At 74.1% G+C, this 20,856-nt stretch carries 19 protein-coding genes; 13 read left to right on the top strand and 6 right to left on the bottom strand.

The window, feature by feature from the left end; genetic code table 11:
• Positions 1-25 precede the first annotated feature (25 nt).
• Positions 26-928, top strand: a complete 903-nt coding sequence (locus tag ABGA99_RS18215) for a peptidoglycan DD-metalloendopeptidase family protein (RefSeq protein WP_347583009.1) — start codon at positions 26-28, stop codon at positions 926-928.
• Here the strand turns inward: ABGA99_RS18215 and ABGA99_RS18210 are convergent.
• Positions 921-1,571 (bottom strand): hypothetical protein, encoded by a 651-nt coding sequence (locus ABGA99_RS18210; RefSeq protein WP_347581454.1) that lies wholly within the window; start codon positions 1,569-1,571, stop codon positions 921-923. The genes ABGA99_RS18215 and ABGA99_RS18210 overlap by 8 nt on opposite strands.
• A 127-nt stretch (positions 1,572-1,698) precedes the next feature.
• Positions 1,699-2,379, bottom strand: a complete 681-nt coding sequence (locus tag ABGA99_RS18205; protein WP_347581453.1) for a GntR family transcriptional regulator — start codon at positions 2,377-2,379, stop codon at positions 1,699-1,701.
• A 187-nt stretch (positions 2,380-2,566) separates the two neighbouring features.
• Between ABGA99_RS18205 and ABGA99_RS18200 the strand changes: the two genes are divergently transcribed.
• The 3 genes from ABGA99_RS18200 to ABGA99_RS18190 all read left to right on the top strand — a co-directional run bounded on the left by ABGA99_RS18200 (position 2,567) and on the right by ABGA99_RS18190 (position 7,601).
• Entirely contained in the window at positions 2,567-3,211 is a 645-nt protein-coding gene (locus ABGA99_RS18200; protein WP_347583008.1) for a MarR family winged helix-turn-helix transcriptional regulator, read from the top strand.
• Positions 3,212-3,339: 128 nt separating this feature from the next.
• The gene (locus ABGA99_RS18195; RefSeq protein ID WP_347583007.1) at positions 3,340-5,736 is read left to right on the top strand and encodes a serine/threonine-protein kinase; all 2,397 of its coding nucleotides are present in this window, start codon (positions 3,340-3,342) and stop codon (positions 5,734-5,736) included.
• A gap of 29 nt (positions 5,737-5,765) precedes the next feature.
• On the top strand, positions 5,766-7,601 hold the full coding sequence (locus ABGA99_RS18190; RefSeq protein WP_347578217.1) for a DUF4328 domain-containing protein: 1,836 nt from the start codon (positions 5,766-5,768) through the stop codon (positions 7,599-7,601).
• Between the two features lie 24 nt (positions 7,602-7,625).
• On the opposite strand, the gene ABGA99_RS18185 is transcribed toward ABGA99_RS18190, so the two are convergent.
• Positions 7,626-8,909 carry an adenylosuccinate synthase gene (locus ABGA99_RS18185; protein WP_347578216.1) on the bottom strand — a complete coding sequence of 428 codons (1,284 nt, stop codon included), beginning with the start codon at positions 8,907-8,909 and terminating at the stop codon, positions 7,626-7,628.
• A gap of 145 nt (positions 8,910-9,054) precedes the next feature.
• On the opposite strand from ABGA99_RS18185, the gene ABGA99_RS18180 reads away from it, so the two are divergent.
• Together ABGA99_RS18180 and ABGA99_RS18175 are read left to right on the top strand one after the other, a co-directional pair.
• Entirely contained in the window at positions 9,055-10,161 is a 1,107-nt protein-coding gene (locus ABGA99_RS18180) for a diacylglycerol kinase family protein (RefSeq protein WP_347583006.1), read from the top strand.
• 86 nt (positions 10,162-10,247) lie between these two features.
• Positions 10,248-10,418, top strand: a complete 171-nt coding sequence (locus ABGA99_RS18175; RefSeq protein WP_347583005.1) for a hypothetical protein — start codon at positions 10,248-10,250, stop codon at positions 10,416-10,418.
• A gap of 10 nt (positions 10,419-10,428) precedes the next feature.
• Here ABGA99_RS18175 and ABGA99_RS18170 read toward each other — a convergent pair whose 3' ends face one another.
• Positions 10,429-10,983, bottom strand: coding sequence for a MarR family transcriptional regulator (locus ABGA99_RS18170; RefSeq protein WP_347578214.1), 555 nt, complete (start codon positions 10,981-10,983; stop codon positions 10,429-10,431).
• A gap of 94 nt (positions 10,984-11,077) precedes the next feature.
• Between ABGA99_RS18170 and ABGA99_RS18165 the strand changes: the two genes are divergently transcribed.
• From ABGA99_RS18165 to ABGA99_RS18155, 3 genes are all read left to right on the top strand, one after another.
• Complete coding sequence (locus tag ABGA99_RS18165; RefSeq protein WP_347583004.1) at positions 11,078-12,001, top strand: ABC transporter ATP-binding protein; 924 nt, start codon at positions 11,078-11,080, stop codon at positions 11,999-12,001.
• Positions 12,001-13,701 carry an ABC transporter permease gene (locus tag ABGA99_RS18160; protein WP_347583003.1) on the top strand — a complete coding sequence of 567 codons (1,701 nt, stop codon included), beginning with the start codon at positions 12,001-12,003 and terminating at the stop codon, positions 13,699-13,701. Before ABGA99_RS18165 ends, ABGA99_RS18160 begins: the two co-directional genes overlap by 1 nt.
• Before the next feature lie 164 nt (positions 13,702-13,865).
• Entirely contained in the window at positions 13,866-14,597 is a 732-nt protein-coding gene (locus ABGA99_RS18155) for a class I SAM-dependent methyltransferase (protein ID WP_347583002.1), read from the top strand.
• Here ABGA99_RS18155 and ABGA99_RS18150 read toward each other — a convergent pair whose 3' ends face one another.
• Both ABGA99_RS18150 and ABGA99_RS18145 read right to left on the bottom strand, forming a co-directional pair.
• A complete protein-coding gene (locus ABGA99_RS18150) occupies positions 14,598-15,614 on the bottom strand; it encodes a 2-hydroxyacid dehydrogenase (protein ID WP_347578210.1) in 1,017 nt (338 codons plus the stop codon). It lies immediately after the preceding gene.
• Between the two features lie 57 nt (positions 15,615-15,671).
• Positions 15,672-16,856 (bottom strand): pyridoxal phosphate-dependent aminotransferase, encoded by a 1,185-nt coding sequence (locus ABGA99_RS18145; RefSeq protein WP_347578209.1) that lies wholly within the window; start codon positions 16,854-16,856, stop codon positions 15,672-15,674.
• Between the two features lie 100 nt (positions 16,857-16,956).
• Here ABGA99_RS18145 and ABGA99_RS18140 point away from each other — a divergent pair, with 100 nt between their 5' ends.
• The 4 genes from ABGA99_RS18140 to ABGA99_RS18125 all read left to right on the top strand — a co-directional run bounded on the left by ABGA99_RS18140 (position 16,957) and on the right by ABGA99_RS18125 (position 20,785).
• Positions 16,957-17,184, top strand: coding sequence for a hypothetical protein (locus ABGA99_RS18140; protein WP_347583001.1), 228 nt, complete (start codon positions 16,957-16,959; stop codon positions 17,182-17,184).
• A 226-nt stretch (positions 17,185-17,410) separates the two neighbouring features.
• The gene (locus tag ABGA99_RS18135) at positions 17,411-17,929 is read left to right on the top strand and encodes a DUF2617 family protein (protein ID WP_347583000.1); all 519 of its coding nucleotides are present in this window, start codon (positions 17,411-17,413) and stop codon (positions 17,927-17,929) included.
• Positions 17,930-18,065: 136 nt separating this feature from the next.
• Positions 18,066-19,685 carry a polyamine aminopropyltransferase gene (locus ABGA99_RS18130; protein ID WP_347583022.1) on the top strand — a complete coding sequence of 540 codons (1,620 nt, stop codon included), beginning with the start codon at positions 18,066-18,068 and terminating at the stop codon, positions 19,683-19,685.
• 167 nt (positions 19,686-19,852) lie between these two features.
• Positions 19,853-20,785: a hypothetical protein gene (locus tag ABGA99_RS18125; RefSeq protein WP_347578206.1), complete on the top strand. Its 933-nt coding sequence runs from the start codon at positions 19,853-19,855 to the stop codon at positions 20,783-20,785.
• Positions 20,786-20,856 lie beyond the last annotated feature (71 nt).

Genomic DNA, 20,856 nt, shown 5'->3' with positions numbered 1-20,856 from the left:
GGCAAAGGACGAGCGGGGGTTACGCGTGAACCGGGCACGGGCCCTCGGAGTGGTGCGTGGTGCGCAGGTGGTGGCCACGGTCGCGCTGGTGGTGACGGCGCTGGCCGGCGTCGAGACCGGCGGCGCCGGGCGCGTGGCGCTGTGGGTCGCCGTCGGCGTCTGGGGGACCGCCATGGCGGAGATCGCGGTGCGGACGGGCCTCGGTGCCGTCCGTGCCCTGCGGCGGCGACGGGGCGCGAAAGACGCGCCCGGCTCCGACGGGGCGCTCCCCGGTGCCGTCGCCCTGCACTCTCCCGTCGCCGGCCGGTGGCGGGCGTTCAACAGCCCCGCCGACAAGGTGCCCAGCCACGGCACCCACTCGCTCGCCCAGACCTACGCCATCGACCTCGTCCGTACCCCCGAGGGCGCTTCCGCCCCCGCGCTCCGCTGGTGGCCGCCGTTCCCCGCCAACCGGGACTTCCCCGCCTACGGCGCTCCCGTCCTCGCCCCCGCCGCCGGCCGCGTCGTCACCGTCGCCGGCTCCGCGCACCGCGACCACCGCGCCCGCAACACCGTCCCGGGGCTGGCGTACCTCATGGTCGTCGAGCAGGTGGCCCGCTCGGTCGCCGCCGGGGCCGGCATCGGCGCGATCGTCGGCAACCACGTCGTGCTGGAGCTGGAGGACGGCTCGTACGCCCTCTTCGCGCATCTGCGCCGCGGCTCGACGACCGTCCGGGAAGGCGACGTCGTACGGGCCGGGCAGCAGCTCGCCGAGTGCGGCAACTCCGGCAACTCCAGCGAGCCGCACCTGCACTTCCAGCTCATGGACGGCCCCGATCCGCGGCGGGCCGCGGGCGTGCCGTTCACCTGGCGCGGCATCGGGGTGCCGGGCAACGGCACGGACTTCACCGCCACCCCGGCCCGTACCGCCGACCCCGCCGTCAGCTGAAGACGATCATCGACCCCTGCGCCAGGCTCCGCGTCGCCGCCGCGTGCAGCCCCAGCCACACGTGCCGCTCCTGCGCGAACTCCCCGCCCTCCGCCGGCGCCGTCGCCGCCGGCTCCGACAGCTCCGTCGGCCCCGGCGGTGGGGCCGGGGGCGGCGGCGGGTTGTCCGGGTCGATGCCGATCGCCGGGGCGACGGCGATGAGTTCGCGTACGAGCCCCTGCGCCGAGCCCAGCGGGCCGCCGCCCGCCAGCAGCTCCTCCGTCACCAGCGGATGCGGGAAGTCGACGGGGACGTACGCCCCCGCGTGGTCGTAGTGCCAGACCAGATGCGACTCCTGCGCCGTGGACTCGAACATCTCCAGCAACTGCTCGTAGTCCCCGCCCAGCTCGCCGACCGGCGTGACTTCGAGTCCGCACAACTGCAGCAGGTACGCGCGGCGCAGGAAGTGCAGCGCGTCGTAGTCGAAACCGGCGACCGGGGCGACGTCCCCGGACAGGCCCGGCATGTAGCTCTGCACGGGCACCGGCGGCAGCCCCGCCTGCGCCAGCGCGGCGTCGTAGGCGGCGATCTCCTCGGCGAAGGGGTTGTCGGGGCTGTGGCACAGGACGTCGACGAGGGGCACCAGCCAGAGGTCGCAGGCCAAGCGGTACGCTCCTTAACAGCGCGGTTCGGCTCAGCGTAGCCGCTGACGGCGGCCGCGCAGCACCCCCCGGCCGGGTGCCGCGCCCGCCTCCGCCGGGTCTCGGCCACCTGGCCGCACGATCGGGCCGTCAGCCGCCCGCGAGCCGTTCGATCAGCTCCAGCGAGTGCCGGTTGTACGTCCGTACGACCTCCTCGGCGGCCGCCACGTCGCGTCGCTCTATGGCCTCGACGAGCTGCATGTGCCCCTGCCAGAACGTGCCGGGCACGCAGCCCTCGCTCTCCCCGCGCAGATACGGCACGGCGAACACCCAGCAGTGGATGCGTACCCGCTCCAGGAACTCGGTGATGTACTCGTTGCCGATCAGGCTGGTGATCTCGCGCCAGAAACGCAGGTCGTAGTGGACGAGCACGTCGAGGTCCCCGGCCTTCGCGGCCCGTTCGGCCTCCTCGCCGCGGCGGCGCATCGCGACCAGGGCACCCGGCGTGGGTTCGAGGGTGTGCGGGGGACTGGCGCGGAAGACGCCCATCTGGACGACGGTGCGGGCGTCGGCCATGGCGCGGAAGTCGTCGAGGGTGAAGGCGTGCACGCGGTAGCCGCGGTGCTGCTCGACGTCGAGGAGGCCCTGGGCGGAGAGGTCGACCAGGGCTTCGCGTACGGGGGTTGCGGAGACCCCGTACTGCTCCGCTATCTCGCCGACCGTGATGTGCTGCCCGGCCGCGAGCCGGCCGGCCAGGATCTCGTCGCGCAGGGCGTCGGCGATCTGTGCACGCAGCGTGTCGCGCCGGACCACGGCGCCTGCGGGGGTCATGCGGTGGGCCTTCCTGATGGGGGATGCCCCCACACGATAAGCGCACCGGGTGAGGGTGATCGACAGCATGCTGTCCTTTTGACAGCATGCTGTCGTGACCGAACGCGGGCGCCGGGCCTGCAGAACCGTTCACCTGGCCGTCTGCGCGTAACCGGCCGAAAAGCGACGGAGCGGAAGGCGGCGGACCATGCGCGAGAGCACCGGCGGTGGCGGGGCGGACGAGGACGACCTCACGGTTCTTGGCGCCGCCGCGCTCCTCGACGCCGCCGCCGCGGCCTCGTTCCGGCTCGGCGGCCAGTTCCTCGCGCACGGCGACCGGTTGGCCGCGCCCGCGGGGCTGACGTCGGCGCGCCGGCAGGTGCTGTACGCGGTCCGCCGCGAGCCGCTGTCCGTCGCCGGCGTCGCGCGCGGCATGGGGATGGCCAGGCAGAGCGTGCAGCGGATCGCGGACCTGCTGGTGGCGCGCGGGCTCGCGGCGTACCAACCGAACCCCGCGCACCGCCGCGCCAAGCTGCTCAGGACCACCCCCGCGGGGCGGCGGGCACTGGCGCGGCTGGGGCCCGGGCACACGGAGTTCGCCGGTCGCCTCACGCACCGGCTGGGCGGGGAGGCGCGGTTCGGCGAGACGCTGACGGCGCTGCGGCGGCTGTCGGCGGCGCTGGAGGCGCTGCGGGCGCAGGACGCGGAGGCGGCGGAAGCGGCGGCGGAGGCCGGGGAAGGGATCGGCGGAAGAGGCCAGGAGGCGGCCCGGGACCCGGGCGGGAAAACCGCCGCCGACCCGGCCCGGAACCCGGCGCCGCCGAGTCGCCGCGCGGCTCGTACCCGCCGCTGATCCGGCGCCCGCCGAGATCACCGCCCCACGACGATGGTGTGACAGCACCGCAACGACAATCCCGGCCCCCCTCATCCGCACCCCCGGTCACCGCCTACGCTCTCCGGGTAGACCACGGGGGTAGGGGAATGGAGAGCGTGGAACCGCTGGCGCCGCAGGATCCGCGACAGATCGGGGCGTACCGGCTGCTCGGCAGGCTCGGCGCCGGGGGCATGGGCCGGGTCTACCTCGGCCGGACCGCGGGCGGCAGAACGGTCGCCGTCAAGCTGGTCAAGCAGGAGCTGGCCGCCGAGGAGGAGTTCCGCGCCCGCTTCCGTACGGAGGTGCGCGCCGCGGCGCGCGTCGGCGGCAAATGGACCGCGCCCGTGCTCGACGCCGACACCGAGGCACCGGTGCCGTGGGTCGCCACGGGGTACGTCGCGGGGCCGACGCTCCAGGAGGTCGTCGAACGGTACGGGCCGCTGCCGCCGGAGTCGCTGTGCACGCTCGCGTACGGACTGGCCTCGGCGCTCCGCGACGTCCACGCGGCCGGGCTCGTGCACCGCGACCTCAAGCCGTCCAACGTGCTGGTCACCATCGAGGGCCCGCGCGTCATCGACTTCGGCATCGCCCGCGCGCTGGACTCGCTGTCCGACGGCACGGTCACGCGCACCGGGATCGTCGTCGGCTCGCCGAGCTTCATGTCCCCGGAGCAGATCATCGGGGAGGACGTCTCGGCGGCGAGCGACGTGTTCTGCATGGGCGGGCTGCTGGCGTACGCGGCGACGGGGCGGGCGCCGTTCGGGTCGAGTTCGTCCGGCATGCACGCGGTGATGTTCCGCGTCGTCCAGGAGGAACCGGATCTGGCGGGCGTGACGGACCCGGCGCTGCACGGCCTCATCTCCGGCTGCCTGGCCAAGCTCCCGGCGGACCGCCACGACACGGAAGCGCTCGCCCGGCTGACGGGCCCGCCGGACCCGGAGGCGGCGTGGCTCCCGGCCCCGCTCATAGCCGACCTGGGCCGCCAGGCGGTGCGGCTGCTGGACACGGACACGCCGCCGGCCGGTGACCGCGACACGAGCCCGCTGCGCACGGTGCCCCCGGCGGATCCGACACCGCCGACGCGGGGCCGCCCGGCGGCGGGCACCGGGGCGGGCGCGCCCGGGAACTCCGGCGCGGAGCGCCCAGTTCGGAGTGCCGAGGCGCAGAAGGGCGTGGGTGGCGGCTCCACGGGTGCCGGGTGGCCCCACCCGGCGGCGGATCCGGACTCCGGCGCGCAGCGCCGAGCCCCCGGTGCCGGGCCGGCGGACGGAGCCGGTGGCCACGCGACGGGCGCGGCGAACGAGCCGGGCGGCCACGCGACACCCGCCGGAGGCGCGGTCGCGGCCGGGGCGTGGCCCCGTGCCGCGGGCTCCGAGGACGTCACCGTCCAGGGCTCCGCGGGCGGCGCGGCCGGCGCGCAGCCGCAGGCTGTGGAGCGGGGTCCCGGGGCGGAGCCCCGGGTTTCGGGAAGGGGCGGGGACGGGGAGGACTCCCCCTCCGGCGCACGGCTGCGCCCCCACCCCACCCGCCCGTACGAGACCCCCGCCGGCTACGGCTCCGCGACCCGCCACGCCGACGACACCACCGCCGGCCCCGCCGCCAGGCCCCGCCGCCGGCGCCCCCGCCGCGCCCGGCTGCTCACCGCGCTGGCCCTCCTCCTCGCCGTCGGCGTCGCCGTGCCCGTCGCCCTCGCCAGCCAGCGCGACGACGGCGCCCCCGCCGCCCGCAGCTCCGACGTCCCCGGGCAGTACCTCGGCACCTGGCTCGGCACCCAGCTCAACAAGGGCGAACCCACCGACATCTACCGTCAGTTCACGGTCCGCCCCGGGGAGAAGGGCGAGATCGTGGCCACCAGCATCGTGCTCAGCGGCGAGTCGCAGTGCACCAGCGAGGGCGAGCTCACCTCCACGAACGAGGGGCTGCACCTCGACACCGAGGTCATCGAGGCCGCCCCCGCCGGCGAGTGCACGGCGGTCGGCGGGCACGTGCTCACGTACGACGACGGCAAACTGCTCTGGCGCGCCGGCGACGGCCGCACCGCCGAACTGACGAAGGTCGAGCCCCGCGACCGCCGCATGCCGCGCGAGCTGCTGGGGAGCTGGCAGCGGCCCGCCGGTTCGGGCACCCAGGTGATGAAGGTCGTGCAGGCCGCGCCGGGGCAGATCGCCGTCCGCTTCACGACCCGTACCGGCGACGGCGACACCTGTCATGCCAGGGCCGACTTCGTCGGCGTCGACCAGCGCGACGACCGCGTGCTGCTCGGCCCGTCCGAGATCACCTCCGTCACGGGACCCGACGACGACCCCGGCACCGGCGAGACCCCCGACGGGCTCGGCGACGACTCGGCCACCGGCCGGCTCGGCGGCCCGTGCGTGCCCGGGTTCCCGTCCGCGATGCAGGCGACCGCCGACGGCTCGGTGCTGGACCGTCAGTTCCTCGGCGGCGAGCAGCGCACCCGGCATTACACAAGGGCGGACGGCTCGCCTGCCGACCCGGCACAATAGGCTCCCCGACGAGGGGGGAAGGGGGCAGCATGGACAGCCTCGGACCGGACGATCCACGCCGCGTCGGCTCGTACCAACTGCTGGGACGGCTCGGCGAGGGCGGCATGGGACGCGTCTATCTCGCCCGCTCCGAGCGCGGCAGGACCGCCGCGGTGAAGCTGGTCAAGGCCGAGTTGGCGCGGGAGCCGGAGTTCCGGCGGCGCTTCACGCAGGAGATCACCGCCGCGCGCCGGGTCGGCGGCGAGTGGACCGCGCCCGTGCTCGACGCCGACACGCACGCCGCGACCCCGTGGGTCGCCACCGGGTACGTCGCGGGTCCCTCGCTGCACGAGGTCGTCGCCAGGGACCACGGTCCGCTGCCCGACGCCTCCGTGCGCGCGCTCGCGGGCGGGCTGGCGCGCGCGTTGCAGGCGATCCACGCCGCCGGGCTCGTCCACCGCGACCTCAAGCCGTCCAACATCCTCGTCACCATCGACGGGCCGCGCGTCATCGACTTCGGCATCGCCCGCGCGCTGGACTCGGTCACCGCCGCGGGCGACGGGCTCACCCGTACCGGCGCGGTCATCGGCTCGCCCGGCTTCATGTCGCCCGAGCAGGTGCGCGGCGAGCGGGTCACGGCCGCGAGCGACGTCTTCTGCCTGGGTACGGTGCTGGCGTTCGCGGCGACCGGGCGGATGCCGTTCGGCACGGAGGACAGCGGCGCGCACGCGCTGATGTTCCGGATCGCCGCGGAGGAGCCGGAACTGTCCGGCATCGAAGGTGAGTTGCGCACGGTGATCGAGCGCTGTCTCGCCAAGGAGCCGGACGCGCGGCCGCAGGTCGCGGAGCTGGTGGCGCTGACGGAGGAGGCGGCGCAGCTCAGGCCGTGGCTGCCCGGGGCGCTGCTGGAGCTGCTGGCGCGGCGGGCGGTGGAGCTGCTGGACGCGGAGACGCCGCAGGCGGCGGGCGGCGGGACGACCGGGGCGGCTCCGGCGTACGGGCCGCCGCTCACCGGCGCCGCCCCCGGCCCGTACGGGCACACCGGCCTGCAGCCCCAGCACCACCAGCCGTACGGCACCCCGCCCCACGCCCAGCAGCACACGCCGCCGCAGCAGCACCGCCCCGCCGGCTACGGCACCGCGCCCACCGCGCACCCGCCGCCCTACCGCACCCCGGCGCCCCCCTACGGCCAGACCGGCTGGCAGACCCCGCACCCGCCGCTGCCGGGCCGGCCGCGCGCGGTGCGGCCGATCGCCACGGCGCTCCAGGTGCTGCTGGGCGTGTACGCGGCGTTCGTGTGCCTCCAGATCATCCAGGAGATCAACCTCCTGGTCCTGCTCAGCGAGGACGGCGCCGACACCTGGTACATGGCCGAGGACCTGGACCGGATGGAGAACTTCACCGCCGGCAACTTCCTCCTCTTCGCGGTGTGCGCCGTGCTGTGGTCGGTCTGGTTCTACCGGCTGCGGACGAACTCCGAGGCGTTCGCCCCCGGCCAGGTGCGCTACTCCCCCGGGCTGGCCATCGGCTCCTGGTTCATCCCGGTCGCCCAGTTCTGGTTCCCGCTGCAGATCGCCCAGGACATCTTCCGGATATCCAGCCCCTTCCCGCAGCACACGCGCCCGCCCGTCGGTTACGGGCCGCGGCCCGTGTCGTACGGGAAGGGCGTGCTGAACTTCTGGTGGGCCACCTGGGTCGCCACCATGGTGCTCGCCCTGGTCACCGCCGAGGACTGGGAGGTCGGCAGCTCGATCGACTCGGCGGTCCAGATCGTGCTGTTCGACCTGCTGTTCTCGTTCGTGCTGATCGTGACGAGCGTGATGGCCCTGCTTGCCGTGCAGCAACTGACGACGCTGCAGGACCAGCGCCTCAAGAGAACGGTCTGACGGCTGACCGACTTAGGGGCAGGCTCAGAGGAACGAGTTGATCTGGATCGTCTCGTCCCGTCCGGGACCGACGCCGATCGCCGACACCGGCGCGCCCGACATCTCCTCCAGCGCCTTGACGTAGCCCTGCGCGTTCTTCGGCAGCTCCTCGAAGGACGTGGCCTTCGAGATGTCCTCGGACCAGCCGGGCAGCATCTCGTACACGGGCGTGGCGTGGTGGAAGTCGGTCTGGCTGTACGGCAGTTCCGTGACCCGGCGGCCGTCGATGTCGTACGCGACGCAGACCGGGATGCGCTCCCAGCCGGTGAGCACGTCGAGCTTGGTGAGGAAGAAGTCCGTCAGGCCGTTGACGCGGGTCGCGTAGCGGGCGATCACCGCGTCGAACCAGCCGCAGCGCCGGTCCCTGCCGGTGGTCACGCCGCGCTCGCCGCCGATGGTGCGCAGCCGGTCGCCGTCCTCGTCGAGGAGTTCGGTCGGGAACGGTCCGGCACCGACGCGCGTTGTGTAGGCCTTGAGGATGCCGATGACCCGGCTGATCCGCGTGGGACCGACGCCGGTTCCCGTGCAGGCGCCCCCCGCGGTCGGGTTGGACGAGGTGACGAAGGGGTACGTGCCGTGGTCGACGTCGAGGAGCGTGCCCTGCCCGCCCTCGAAGAGGACGACCTTCCCGGCGTCGATGGCCTCGTTGAGCACGAGGGTGGTGTCGGCGACGTACGGGCGCAGCTGCTCCGCGTAGCCGAGGAGCTGCTCGACGACGGAATCGGGGCGGATGGAGCGGCGGTTGTAGAGCTTGGCGAGGATCTGGTTCTTCTGGTCCAGCGCGGCGTCGACCTTCTGCCGCAGGATCGACTCGTCGAAGAGGTCCTGCACCCGGATCCCGACGCGGTTGATCTTGTCGGCGTAGGCCGGGCCGATGCCGCGTCCCGTGGTGCCGATCTTCCGCTTGCCGAGGAACCGTTCCGTCACCTTGTCGAGGTCGGTGTGGTACGCCGTGATGAGGTGCGCGTTGGCGCTGAGGAGCAGCTTGGACGTGTCCACGCCGCGCTGCTGCAGCGCGCTCAGCTCGCCGAGCAGCACCTCGGGGTCGACGACCACGCCGTTGCCGATCACCGGCGTGCAGCTCGGCGACAGGATGCCCGACGGCAGCAGGTGCAGCGCGTACTTCTGATCGCCGACCACCACCGTGTGCCCGGCGTTGTTCCCGCCCTGGAAGCGCACCACGTAGTCCACCGAGCCGCCGAGCAGATCGGTGGCCTTCCCCTTGCCTTCGTCACCCCACTGAGCACCGAGCAGCACAAGTGCGGGCACAGGCGTACACCCCTTCCGGGCGGGGCATGTCCAACGTGCGGTGCGCCGTGCACCGGGGATCGGACCGGGCCCCGGATAGACGAAGCCCCTGGCACAAGTGCGACAGGGGCTCTTGCACCGAGAGATTACCTGAGGAAGGACCGTGGTGTCGGCTCCAGACCCCACCGGGCGCTCACTGCTCGTGCTCATCGACCCCGCTGCACGGCGGGCGGACGGGGAAGCCGTACGGATCGCGAGGGACGTGCTCTCCGCGGCGGCGGCCACGAAGATCTGCCTGCCGGAGACCGCCCCGGAGCTGGCGCGCGCCCTGGCCCGCCGGGGCGCCCGCCGCCCGGTGGTCATCGGTGACGACCGGGCGTTCCTGCGGGTGGTGAGCGAGCTGCGCCGCCAGGAGACGCTGGCGGACGCCCCGCTGTCGCTCGTCCCGGTCGGCACGGCGAGAACGCTGGCGGCGACGCTGGGAGTCCCGACGGGCACGGTGGACGCGGCCCGGACGGTGCTGGACGGCGAGGAGCGCCGGCTGGGGCTCCTGGTGGACGACGGGGGCGGGGTGGTGCTGGACGCGTTGCGCCTGCCCGCGGAGGGCGCGGGGCGGGACGCACGGACGGCGGAGGGCGACCGGGCGGCCCACGGCTCCCGGACGCCGGCGGGCGCCGGAGCACCGGGCGGCGCATCGGGCGGCACCCCGGCCGGCGGCCTGGCGGGGCTGACGCAGCGGGTGGGCTCGGGAGCGAGCGCCGCGGGCCGGCGGTGGACGCCGGCGGCGGGCCTGCGGGCGCTGGCGGCGCGGGCGGTGGGCCAGCGGAACGGGAACGGCCGCGAGCCGGGGCCGCCGCCGGTGGTGACGGAGTGGGGCGCGGAGGACGCGACCGGGGGCTGGGAGTCGGGCGGCGCGGAGGGCTGGCCGCCGACCACGGAGGAGACGGCGCACGGGGACGGCGGCCCGGCGGCCACGACGCCCCCGGACCCGGGTTTCCGCCTCCGCGTGGAGGCGGACGGTGTGCTGCTGGCGGACCTGGACGGCCCGGCGACGCAGGTCAGGGTGGTCACGGACCCGACGAGCGGGCTGGCCCAGGTGGTGATCCGCCCCCGCGGCCCCGGCGAGCCGCTGCACGCGGAGGCCCGTAGCGTACGGGTCTGGGGCAGCGACTTCCGCTACCGCGCCGACGCCCTCCTCAGCGCCCCGGTCCGCCAGCGCACCTGGACCGCCCACCCCGACGCCTGGCGCCTCATCACCGCCCCGCTCCCCTGACGGCGCACCGCTGAGACCTCCCGGCCGGCGGACCTGATCGCTTCGCCGGGGAGGCGGGGTTTCGTGGGCGGGTGCAGGGTCGGGGTATGAGTGAGTTCGATCCGCCGCCGGGGGTGCCGCTCCGCTCTCGCGGTGCACGAGGGCGGCGGGCCGAGGTGGTGACCGGGCTGGTGCTCGCCGCGACGCTGTACGGGGGTGGCGCCGCGTTCGGGGAGTGGCTGCCGTGGGGGAGGATGCCGGAGCCGCTACCGGGGTGACCCGGCCCCCTCACTCCCCCGCCGCCCGCGCCTCGTCGCGCCGCTTGACGTAGTCCCACCAGCGCTGCTCCAGCCGGCCGTTCTCCTCCCGCAGGAAGGCGAAGAACTCCGCCGTCTCCTCGATCCGCCGTCCCGCCGGCGTCTCCGCACCCAGCACGCCGATACCCGCGAGCAGTGTCTGTTGGAAGTGCCTGATGCTCTGCTCGCGCTGCGCGAAGATCTGGTACCAGCGGTCGCCCTCCACCCGGTACCGCTCCCGCCGCGAGCCCCGCTCGCGCTCGCGGGCGATGAGGCCGACCTGCCCGAGGTAGCGCACCGCGCCCGAGACCGCCGCCGGGCTCACGTGCAGCCGCTCGCCCACTTCTGCGGCGGTGAGCGCGCCGGTGTCGTCCGCCAGGATGCACGCGAAGACCCGGGACGCCATCCGCTGCATGCCCATCTCGGTCAGCTCGGCGGCCACCCGTTCCACGTACCGCTCCACGGCCTGCGCGTCACGCCCGGCGCGTATGTCGCGCTCCGCGCCGTCGCCGCGCTCTTCGCCCCCGTCACGATGCTGATCTGCCACTTCTCCACGTTCTCCCCGTCTGGACCTCGCCAGCGCCGATACTAACGCTTCCTTAACTTCACAAATTTCTGAATCTTCCTGTAGCTTACATCGTATGACCAAGGCAATCACCGTCTCCGGCCTGACCAAGACATTCGGCCGGACCCGAGCACTCGACGGCCTCGACCTCGACGTGGAGACGGGCGAGGTGCACGGCTTCCTCGGCCCCAACGGCGCGGGCAAGTCCACCACCATCCGCGTGCTGCTCGGCCTGCTGCGCGCCGATACGGGCACCGCCCAGGTGCTCGGCGGCGACCCGTGGGCCGACGCCGTCACGCTCCACCGCCGACTGGCGTACGTGCCGGGGGACGTCGAGCTGTGGCCCAACCTCACCGGCGGTGAGGCCATCGACCTGCTCGCGCGGCTCCGCGGCGGCATCGACAAGCGGCGTCGCGACGACCTCATCGAGCGCTTCGACCTCGACCCGACCAAGAAGGGCCGGAGCTACTCCAAGGGCAACCGGCAGAAGGTGGCCATCGTCGCCGCCCTCGCCTCCGACGCCGAGCTGCTCCTGCTCGACGAGCCCACCGCGGGCCTCGACCCGCTCATGGAGGTCATCTTCCAGGACGTCATCACCCAGGCGAAGGCCGAGGGGAAGACCGTCCTGCTGTCCAGCCACATCCTCGCGCAGGTGGAGAAGCTGGCGGACAAGGTGAGCATCATCCGGCTGGGGAAGATCGTGCAGTCCGGCACGCTCAGCGAGATGCGCCACCTGACCCGTACGACCATCGAGGCCGAGACCGAGCGGCCCGCCACCGGCATCGACGAACTGCCCGGCATCCACCAGCTCCGCACCGACGACGGCCGGGTGCACTTCGCCGTCGACGGCGAGCACCTCGACGCCGCCGTGCGGCGTCTCGGCGAGTTCGGCATCCGCAGCCTGGTGAGCCATCCCCCCACCCTGGAGGAGCTCATGCTCCGCCACTACGGCGACGAGCTGGACCACAACGGCCACCACGCGGAGGCGGGAGCAGCCTGATGTCTGCCACCCCCTCCGCCACGAACGACACCGACGACATGGGTGCCCCGGGCGCCACGACGTCGCGGCCCCTGGCGCCCCCGCGCGCCGCCGAGGGCGGCGATGCGCTCGCCGGCACCGGGACGCTCTTCCGGTTCGCGCTGCGCCGGGACCGCGTACGGCTGCCCGTGTGGGTGCTCGCCCTGTTCCTCGGCACCTCCTCCAGCGTCAGCAGCTTCGACACGTCGTACGACACGGCCGAGAAGCGCGCCGACATCGCCGAGACCATGGACAGCCCCGCCGGGCTGGCCATGACCGGCCCGCGGCACTACCTCGACGACTACAACATCGGTTCGATGACCGGCCACCAGATGCTCGGTTTCACGGCCGTGCTCGTCGGCATCATGAGCGTGCTCATCATCTCCCGGCACACCAGGACCGAGGAGGAGACCAACCGCGCCGAGCTGGTGCGCTCCGGTGTCGTCGGCCGGCACTCCTACCTCGCCGCCGCGCTCGGCGTCGCCGTCGTCGCCAACGTGGCGCTCGGACTGCTGCTGGCCGCCGGTATGTCCGGCATGGGTGTCGACGGCGTCGACGGCCAGGGCGCCCTGCTCTACGGCCTCGCGCACACGGCCATCGGCATCTTCTTCGCCGCCGTCGCCGCGATCACGGTGCAGGTCACCGCGTACGCGCGGGGGGCGTCCGGGATGGCGATGGCAGCCATCGGCGCGGCGTACGCGCTGCGCGCCGCCGGCGACGTCGGCAACGACTGGGTGTCGTGGCTCTCGCCGATCGGCTGGGTCCAGCGCACCTACGTCTTCGTCGACAACCGCTGGTGGCCGCTGCTGCTCGTGCTCACCGCGGCCGTGGTCAGCGCGGCGGCCGGCTTCTTCCTCAGCACCCGCCGCGACGTCGGCGCGGGGCTGCGGGCCACCCGCCTCGGCAGCCCCGTCGGCTCGGAAACGCTCACCACCCCGCTCGGCTTCGCGCTCCGGCTGCACCGCGGCCTGCTCGCCGGCTTCGGCGCGGGCGCGCTGCTGCTCGGTGTGATGTACGGGTCGATCCTCGGCGACGCCGAGGAGATGATCGACGGCATCGACGAGCTGGAGGAGCAGCTCGCCAAGGTCGGCGGCGCCAACGTGGCGGAGTCGTTCGCCTCGGTGGTGATGATCGTGCTCGCGGTCGTCTGCTCGATCTACGTCGTGATGGCCGCCCTGCGCCCGCGCGCCGAGGAGTCCGCGGGCCGCGCCGAGCCGCTGCTCGCCACCGCGCTGTCGCGCGACCGGTGGGTGCTCAGCCACACGCTCGTCGGCGCGGCCGGCGGCACGGCGCTGATCCTGCTCGCCGGCGTCGGCTTCGGTGCCTCGGGTGCCGCGTCCACCGGCGACGGCGGGCTCTTCCTCAAGCTCGTCGGCGCGGCCCTGGCGTTCGCCCCCGCGCTGTGGGTCACGATCGGCCTGGCGGTCGCCCTCTTCGGCTGGTTCCCGCGGGCCGTGGCAGTCGCCTGGGTGATCCCGGTGTACGGCTTCGTCGTGGACTACCTCGGCGAGATCCTCAAGTTCCCGGACGTCCTGAGCGACCTGTCCCCCTTCGGGCACGTCCCGCAGCTCCCGGCGCAGGACATGTCGTGGCCGCCGCTGCTGGTGCTGACGGCGATCGCCGTGGGACTGGTGTGGCTGGGCCTGCTGGGCTTCCGCCGGCGGGATCTGGAGACGAAGTAACCGCCCGGGGGCGGGCGTCCGGCCGAGCGGCGGGGCGCCCGCCCCCGACGCGTGCGCCGTACGGCCCGCACGCCCGTATGCCCTGCGCGCCCCGGTCCGTACGGCCCGCGCCCCCGCGTTAATTCGCTCGCGCCGCCCGCCCGGCGCTGCTTGACTCCCGCCCCGTGACCGTCTTCCACGACCCCGCGTTCTTCGACCGCTACGCCCACGAATACGACCACGGCGACCCCTACGAGCCCACCCCCACCGTCGACTTCCTCGCCGGTCTCGTCCCGCCGGGCGCCCGCACCCTCGAACTCGCCGTCGGCACCGGCCGCGTGGCGCTCCCCCTCGCCGCCCGCGGCGTCGCCGTCGAAGGCGTCGACGGCTCCCCCGCCATGGTCGAGCAACTTCGCGCCAAGCCCGGCGGCGCCGACATCCCCGTGACCATCGGCGACATGGCCGACGTGCCGGTGGACGGCCCGTTCCACACCGCGTACCTGGTCTTCAACACCCTGTTCAACCTGCCCGACCAGGACCGGCAGGTCGACTGCTTCCGCAACGTCGCCGCGGTCCTGGAGCCCGGCGGGCTGTTCGTCATCGAGTGCTTCGTCCAGGACCTCACGGAGTTCGACCGCAACCAGCGCGTCGCCACCCGCGCGCTGTCCGAGGACGCGGTGAAGATGGAGTTCCTCGTCCACGACCCGGTCGCGCAGGCGGTCACGTACCAGCGCGTCACCTTCGACGCGCACGGGACCGCGCTGCGCCCGCTGCGGCTGCGCTACTGCTGGCCGAGCGAGCTGGACCTCATGGCGCGGCTCGCCGGGATGCGGCTGCGGGAGCGGTACGCCGGGTGGGACCGCCGGCCGTTCGACGCGGCGAGCCGGTCGCACGTCTCGGTGTACGAGAAGGTCTGATCAGGCGGAACCGGCGGGCGGGAGCAGGAAGTTCCCGCCCGTGCGGCCCGCCAGCCAGTCCCGTACGTTGTCGAGCGTCGCGTCGGTGATCTGGCCCACCGCGTCCGCGGTGAAGTACGCCTGGTGCGAGGTGACCAGGACGTTGCCGAAGGTCATCAGTCGCGCCAGCCGGTCGTCCGTCATCACCTCCCTCGACCGGTCGTGGTGGAACAGCCCGGCCTCCTCCTCGTACACGTCCAGGCCCACGCCGCCCAGCCGCCCGGCGCGCAGCGTCTCGACCAGGGCGTCGGTGTCGACGAGGCCGCCGCGGCTGGAGTTGACGAGGATCGCGTCGTCCTTCATCGCCGCCAGCGCCGCCGCGTCCACCGTGTGATGCGTCTCCGGCAGCAGCGGCGCGTGCAGGCTGATCAGGTCGGACTCGGCGAACAGCCGGTCCGTACCGACGTACTCCATGCCCAGCGCCAGGCATTCCGGGTTCTCCACGACGTCGCTGCCGAGCAGCCGCATGCCGAAGCCGTGGGCGATACGGGCGAAGACCTCGCCGATCTTCCCGGTGCCGAGGACGCCGGCCGTACGGCCGTGGAAGTCCCGGCCCATGAGCCCGTCGAGGCGGAAGTCGAACTCGCGGGAGCGGGTGGCGGCGCGGACCAGGCGGCGGTTGACCGCGAGGGCCAGGCCCCAGGCGAACTCCGCGACGGAATACGGGGAGTAGTGCGAGACACGGGCCACGGAGAGGCCGGCGTCCCGGGCGGCGTCGAGGTCGATGTTGTTGTAGCCGGTGGAGCGCTGGGCGAGGAACCGGGTGCCGCCGGCCGCGAGGCGGTGCAGGACGGTGCCGTCCAGCTCGTCGTTGACGCCGGTGAGGACGATCTCGTAGCCGGCGGCCGTGGGCACGGTGTCGTGGTTGAGGAAGAGGTCGAGGCAGCGCAGGGTGTGCTCACCGCGGAACGCCGCCTCGAAGGCGGTCTCGGTCACCGGCAGCTCGTCGGCCTGCACGCCGTACGCGACGATCTCCATGGCTGCGCCTCCTTGCTCCCCATGCTCCGGGGCCGTCGCCCCCGGGGCCTCCCGGGCTTACGCCGAACGGCCCTCCTTCAGCCGCCGCACCGCCTCCGTCAGCACGTCGTCCTTCTTGCAGAAGGCGAACCGCACGATGCTGCGCCCGGCGTCCGGATCGTCGTAGAAGACCTGCGTCGGCACCGCCACGACCCCGCAGCGCTCGGGCAGCGACATGCAGTACGCGACGCCGTCCTTCTCGCCGAGGGGGGTGATGTCGGCGGTGATGAAGTACGTGCCGGACGGGCGGAAGACGCGCAGCCCGGCCTCCGTCAGCCCGGCGGCGAGCAGGTCGCGCTTGCGCAGCAGGTCGGCGCGGAGGCCGGTGAGGTAGGAGTCCGGCAGCGCCAGCGCCTCGGCGACGGCGTACTGGAAGGGGCCGGCGCTGACGTACGTCAGATACTGCTTGGCGGTGCGCACGGCGGCGACCAGCGGCGCGGGGGCGGTGACCCAGCCGACCTTCCAGCCGGTGAAGGAGTAGCTCTTGCCGGCCGAGGAGATCGACACCGTGCGCTCGCGCATGCCGGGGAGGGTCGCGAGCGGGATGTGCGTGCCGTCGAAGACGAGGTGCTCGTAGACCTCGTCGGTGACGACGAGCAGGTCGCGCTCGCGGGCGAGGGCGGCGACGGCCTCCAGCTCGGTGCGGTCGAGGACGGTGCCGGTCGGGTTGTGGGGGGAGTTGAGGAGGATGAGGCGGGTGGCGGGGGTGACGGCGGCGCGCAGCTCGTCGAGGTCGAGGCGGTACGCGGGGGCTCCGGCACCCGTGTCGGGGCGCAGGGTGACCGGGACGCGGCGGGCTCCGGCCATGGCGATGCCGGCGGCGTACGAGTCGTAGTACGGCTCCAGGGCGATCACCTCGTCGCCCGGCTCCAGCAGCGCGAGCAGCGCCGCGGCGACCGCCTCGGTGGCCCCGGCGGTGACGAGCACCTCCGACTCGGGGTCCCACTCCAGCCCGTACCACCGCCGCTGATGCGCCGCGACGGCGTGCCGCAGCTCGGGGATCCCGGGACCGGGCGGGTACTGGTTGCCGCGGCCCTCCCGGATGGCCCGTACGGCCGCCTCGGCGACCTCCGCGGGGCCGTCGGTGTCGGGGAAGCCCTGGCCCAGGTTGATCGCCCCGGTGCGTACGGCGAGGGCGGACATCTCGGCGAAGATCGTGGTCACGAAGGGGGTCAGACGGCTGCTCAGCGGTGGGCGTCCCATGGGGACATGCTTGCACGGCGGAGGGTTGAGGAGGCCGTGCGCGGGGCACACCCGGTGATACAGCGGACCTCCGCGGGGGCGGGGGAGATTGGAAGGTCCGATGGGATTCATCGTTTTCGGCGTGGCCGCGATCGGGCTGGTCGTGGCACTGTCCGTCACCCTCTCCAGGCGTACCACCTACCGCGGCGTGCCGTCCGGCACGGGCCGCCGGGGCTTCGCGGGCGGGAGCGGCGGCGGGGCGGATACCGGCTACTGGGGCGGGGACGGCGGCGGTAGCGGGGACTGCGGCGGGGGTGGCGGCGGCGACGGAGGCGGCGGCGGGTGTTAGCGGTCAGAAAGTGAACAACTGACCAATCGTGCGCCCGCCCGACGGAACCCGGTGAAGAAGGGTAAAAACGCTGTCGGCGGGCCGCACTTCATGATTCCGTATTTCCCGGGCGCATTCCCCTTCTGCCGGGGCGTGCCCGCGTGCTTCTCGGCTTGCGCCCGCACCCGTGGTCCCGCCATGCGGCGGGAGGCCCGATGTCTTTCCACCCTGCCTGTGGAGCCGACCCATGCTCACCACCCTCAAGACCTCATACACGGATACCCGGGCCCAGGACCTCGCATGGCGGCTCGGGTTGGACCCCATGCCCGCGCTCGCGGTGCTCGACCTGCGCCTCGGCTCCGCCGACGCACAGCTCAGGCTCCTCGGGGCCTCACATCAAGTGCTGCTCAGGGACGGCGACTCGGCCTGTTCCGAGACCGTCGCCTGTCTGCCCGGCAGCAACACACCGCTCCCTCTCGGCGTGGCCAAGCAGGTCGCCGGGTGGGAGTACGAGTTCGCCGCCCGGGTCGAGACGCTGACCCGGGGGGCCTTCGAGTCCCGCGCCCAGGAGCTGCTGGCGCTGGTCGCCGACCACCCGCGCGGTCTCGCCGGCACGTTCCCCGGCAGCCCGCACGCGTTCACCGCACTGCTGGTGCACCGTCAGGGTGACGTCGTCGGATGGCGCACGTGGCACTCGTATCCGCAGGAAGGACGCCTGGTGGCGACGCGGACGACGATGGCCGCGCGGGTCGCGGAGCCGGTCTAGGACGGCCGTCGGGCGCCGCCGGTGCCCCGGATAGAGCCAATTCGCCTATGTCCAGGGCATATTGCACACGTGTGGGTGACAATGGGCGGCACCGGCGCAACCGTATCGTTCCTTCGTGATCGAACCGTACGAGCAGATGACGCGCGCCCCCGACAGCGCCCCCGCGCTGCCGGGCGCGCCGCCGCCCGCCCTCCCGGTGCCGCCCGCCACCGGGCGGTTTCTCGTGCTCGCCACGGTCTTCGTCTGCGCCGCCTGCGGGTTGGTGTACGAGCTGGAGCTGGTCGCCCTCGGGTCGTACCTGATCGGCGACTCCGTCACCCAGGCGTCCGTCGTGCTGTCCGTCATGGTCTTCGCGATGGGCGTCGGATCGCTGCTGGCCAAGCGGCTGCGGATCCGTGCGGCCGTCGCCTTCGGCGGGGTCGAGGCGGTGCTCGCGCTGCTCGGCGGACTCTCGGCGATGGCGCTGCACGCGTGCTTCGCGTGGTTCGGCCAGCCGCGGTTCGTGCTCGTGGCGTACGCGCTGGCGATCGGCGTGCTGATCGGCGCCGAGGTGCCGCTGCTGATGACGCTGATCCAGCGCGTCCGGCGGCAGGACCCGGGCGGCGCGGTGGCCGACCTCTTCGCCGCCGACTACGTGGGGGCGCTGGCCGGCGGGCTGGCCTTCCCGTTCGTGCTGCTCCCCTGGCTCGGGCAGCTCTCCAGCGCGCTCATCACCGGGGCGGTCAACGCCACGGCGGGGTGTGCGCTGGTGCTCTATCTCTTCCGGCATGACCTGAGCCGGCGTGCGCGCTGGGCGCTGTTCGCGGCGAACGCCACGGTCCTGGCGCTGCTCGCGCTCGCCGCACTCCTGTCCGCCCCCTTCGAACGTGCGGCCAGAGACGCGGTCTACGGCTCGGAGGTGCGGGTCGCGCAGACGACCGACGTCCAGGAGATCGTCCTCGCGGCGGGCGAGGACGGGACCGTGGAGCTCTACCTCGACGGGCAGTTGCGCGTCGACTCCGCGGACGAGCGCCGCTACCACGGGGCGCTGATGCGGCCCGCGCTGGCCGCGCCGGACTCGCGGCGGCGGGTCCTCGTCCTCGGCGGCGGCGACGGGCTGGCGGCGCGCGAGGCGCTGCGGCACGCGGACGTCGCGGAGGTGACGGTCGTCGAGATGGACCCGGCGCTGAGCCGACTGGCGGCCGAGGATCCGCGGCTGTCGCGGCTCAACGAGCACGCGTACGGGGACCCGCGGCTGCGGGTGGTGCACGCGGAGGCGTTCGACTGGCTGCGGCGGTCGGCGCCGCGGGAGCGGTATGACGTGATCGTGTCGGATCTGCCGGGGCCGCGGAACACGGGCAGCACGAAGCTGTATTCGCAGGAGTTCTACGGGCTGGCGGGGCGGGCGCTGGCGGACGGGGGGCGGCTGGCGGTGCACGCGGCGTCGTGGGCGGGGTCTGGGTCCGAATCCGGCGCGGGGGCCGGTGGCGGAGCCGGAGCCGGGGCTGAGGCCGAGGATGAGGCCGGGGCGGTGGCGGGGCCCGGGTCCGGAGACACCGCGCACAGCCTGTGGACGGTGGCGGCGACCGTACGGGCCGCGGGGCTGACCCCGTGCACGTACGAGGCAGGTGACAGCGACGACCGCTGGGGCTTCGTGCTCGCCGCCCGCCGCCCCCTCGCCCTGACGCTGCCCCCGGGCGCCGGCCTGCTGGCCGCGCCGCCGGAGGCGGCGGACCTGACACCGTCGACGCTGCTCCATCCGAGGTACACGGAGTGAGGAGGGAGCGGTCGCGGTCCCGCGCGGCGGCCGCGGCGCCCGGCCTGCATGGACTTTCCGCTGGTCGGGGTGGGTGCGCCGGGTTTCGGGGGCGGTGGAGTGACCCGTTCCCAGACCCGCCGCAGAACCCTGTGCCGGGCAGGTTCCCCGTGGGTAGGCTCCGGTCCATGGAGCGAGAGGTGCACGTACCGCAGCCCGCAGATACCGTTCGCCGTGCCCTGTCCGACGCCGAGCGGGTCGCCCGCAGCGTCCCCGGGCTGACGCTCGACGAGGTCGTGGCGGAGGAGCCGGACACGCTGCGCGGCCGGCTGCGGCTCCGCGTCGCCGGCTCCAGCATCACGTACCGCGGCACGCTGCGGCTGGCACCGGGCGGCGACTCCGTCGCCGTCGAGGCCGAGGGCGAGGAGTCGCGCGGCAGCGGGGAGGTGACGGCGTCGCTGACCCTCACGGCGCGGGAGGCGGCCGAGGCGGGGACGTCGACGCTGCTGTGCACGGGCACGGTGGTGAGCACGGGGCGGCTGGCGGCCGTCGAGGCGGCGCAGGCGGAGGCGGCGGGCGTACGGCTGCTGGAGCGCTTCGCGGAGAGCCTGGGGGCGGACCTGGCTGCGGAGCCGCTGACGGAGGGGCCCCCGGAGCCGGCCGAAGCGCCGGAGCACCCGGACGACGCCGTACAGCCGGGCGACACCTCCGACGTCGGGCTCGGCGACGACAACGAGCGCGCCATCCCCGGCATCCCGGCCCCCGAGCAGTCCGGCGAGACACCGCCCGGCACGGGCAAGGTCTTCGACGGCGAGGTGCCGCCGCCCTCGCTCGACCCGCTGGCCGACGACGTGCTCGACGCCCTCTCCGACGAGGAGGAGGACACGGACGAGCCGGCCGACGACATGCTGGAGGAGCCGGAGGCCGCGCACGCGCGGCGCACGATGATCGGCCGCAGCGCGGAGGAGGTCGACCACGCCCCGCCCCGCGGCCGGTACGCCCCGACCCCGGCCGCCGACGCGCCCGTACCCACGGCGGGCCTGCGCTGGCTGGCCCCGGCGGCGGCCCTGGCGGTGGCGACTGCGGTCATCGTGGGCCGCGCCCTGCGCCGCCGTCACTGACCGGCTCCGCCGGAGGGCGGGGGCACCGCCCGGCCGGGCTGCAGCGCGGCCGTCGGCCGAGCAACGCGTAC

The sequence above is a fragment of the Streptomyces sp. B5E4 genome (assembly GCF_039871555.1).
GTDB lineage: Bacteria > Actinomycetota > Actinomycetes > Streptomycetales > Streptomycetaceae > Streptomyces.
This window is presented reverse-complemented; position numbering and strand designations above follow the sequence as displayed.

Bases quoted from the DNA above. Each gene is read 5' to 3' on its own strand.
- ABGA99_RS18125 (WP_347578206.1), top strand. From the start codon at position 19,853: ATGGAGCGAGAGGTGCACGTACCGCAGCCCGCAGATACCGTTCGCCGT.
- ABGA99_RS18140 (WP_347583001.1), top strand. From the start codon at position 16,957: ATGGGATTCATCGTTTTCGGCGTGGCCGCGATCGGGCTGGTCGTGGCA.
- ABGA99_RS18135 (WP_347583000.1), top strand. From the start codon at position 17,411: ATGCTCACCACCCTCAAGACCTCATACACGGATACCCGGGCCCAGGAC.
- ABGA99_RS18130 (WP_347583022.1), top strand. From the start codon at position 18,066: ATGACGCGCGCCCCCGACAGCGCCCCCGCGCTGCCGGGCGCGCCGCCG.
- ABGA99_RS18145 (WP_347578209.1), bottom strand. From the start codon at position 16,856: ATGGGACGCCCACCGCTGAGCAGCCGTCTGACCCCCTTCGTGACCACG.
- ABGA99_RS18175 (WP_347583005.1), top strand. From the start codon at position 10,248: ATGAGTGAGTTCGATCCGCCGCCGGGGGTGCCGCTCCGCTCTCGCGGT.
- ABGA99_RS18190 (WP_347578217.1), top strand. From the start codon at position 5,766: ATGGACAGCCTCGGACCGGACGATCCACGCCGCGTCGGCTCGTACCAA.
- ABGA99_RS18195 (WP_347583007.1), top strand. From the start codon at position 3,340: ATGGAGAGCGTGGAACCGCTGGCGCCGCAGGATCCGCGACAGATCGGG.
- ABGA99_RS18200 (WP_347583008.1), top strand. From the start codon at position 2,567: ATGCGCGAGAGCACCGGCGGTGGCGGGGCGGACGAGGACGACCTCACG.
- ABGA99_RS18205 (WP_347581453.1), bottom strand. From the start codon at position 2,379: ATGACCCCCGCAGGCGCCGTGGTCCGGCGCGACACGCTGCGTGCACAG.
- ABGA99_RS18165 (WP_347583004.1), top strand. From the start codon at position 11,078: ATGACCAAGGCAATCACCGTCTCCGGCCTGACCAAGACATTCGGCCGG.
- ABGA99_RS18160 (WP_347583003.1), top strand. From the start codon at position 12,001: ATGTCTGCCACCCCCTCCGCCACGAACGACACCGACGACATGGGTGCC.
- ABGA99_RS18150 (WP_347578210.1), bottom strand. From the start codon at position 15,614: ATGGAGATCGTCGCGTACGGCGTGCAGGCCGACGAGCTGCCGGTGACC.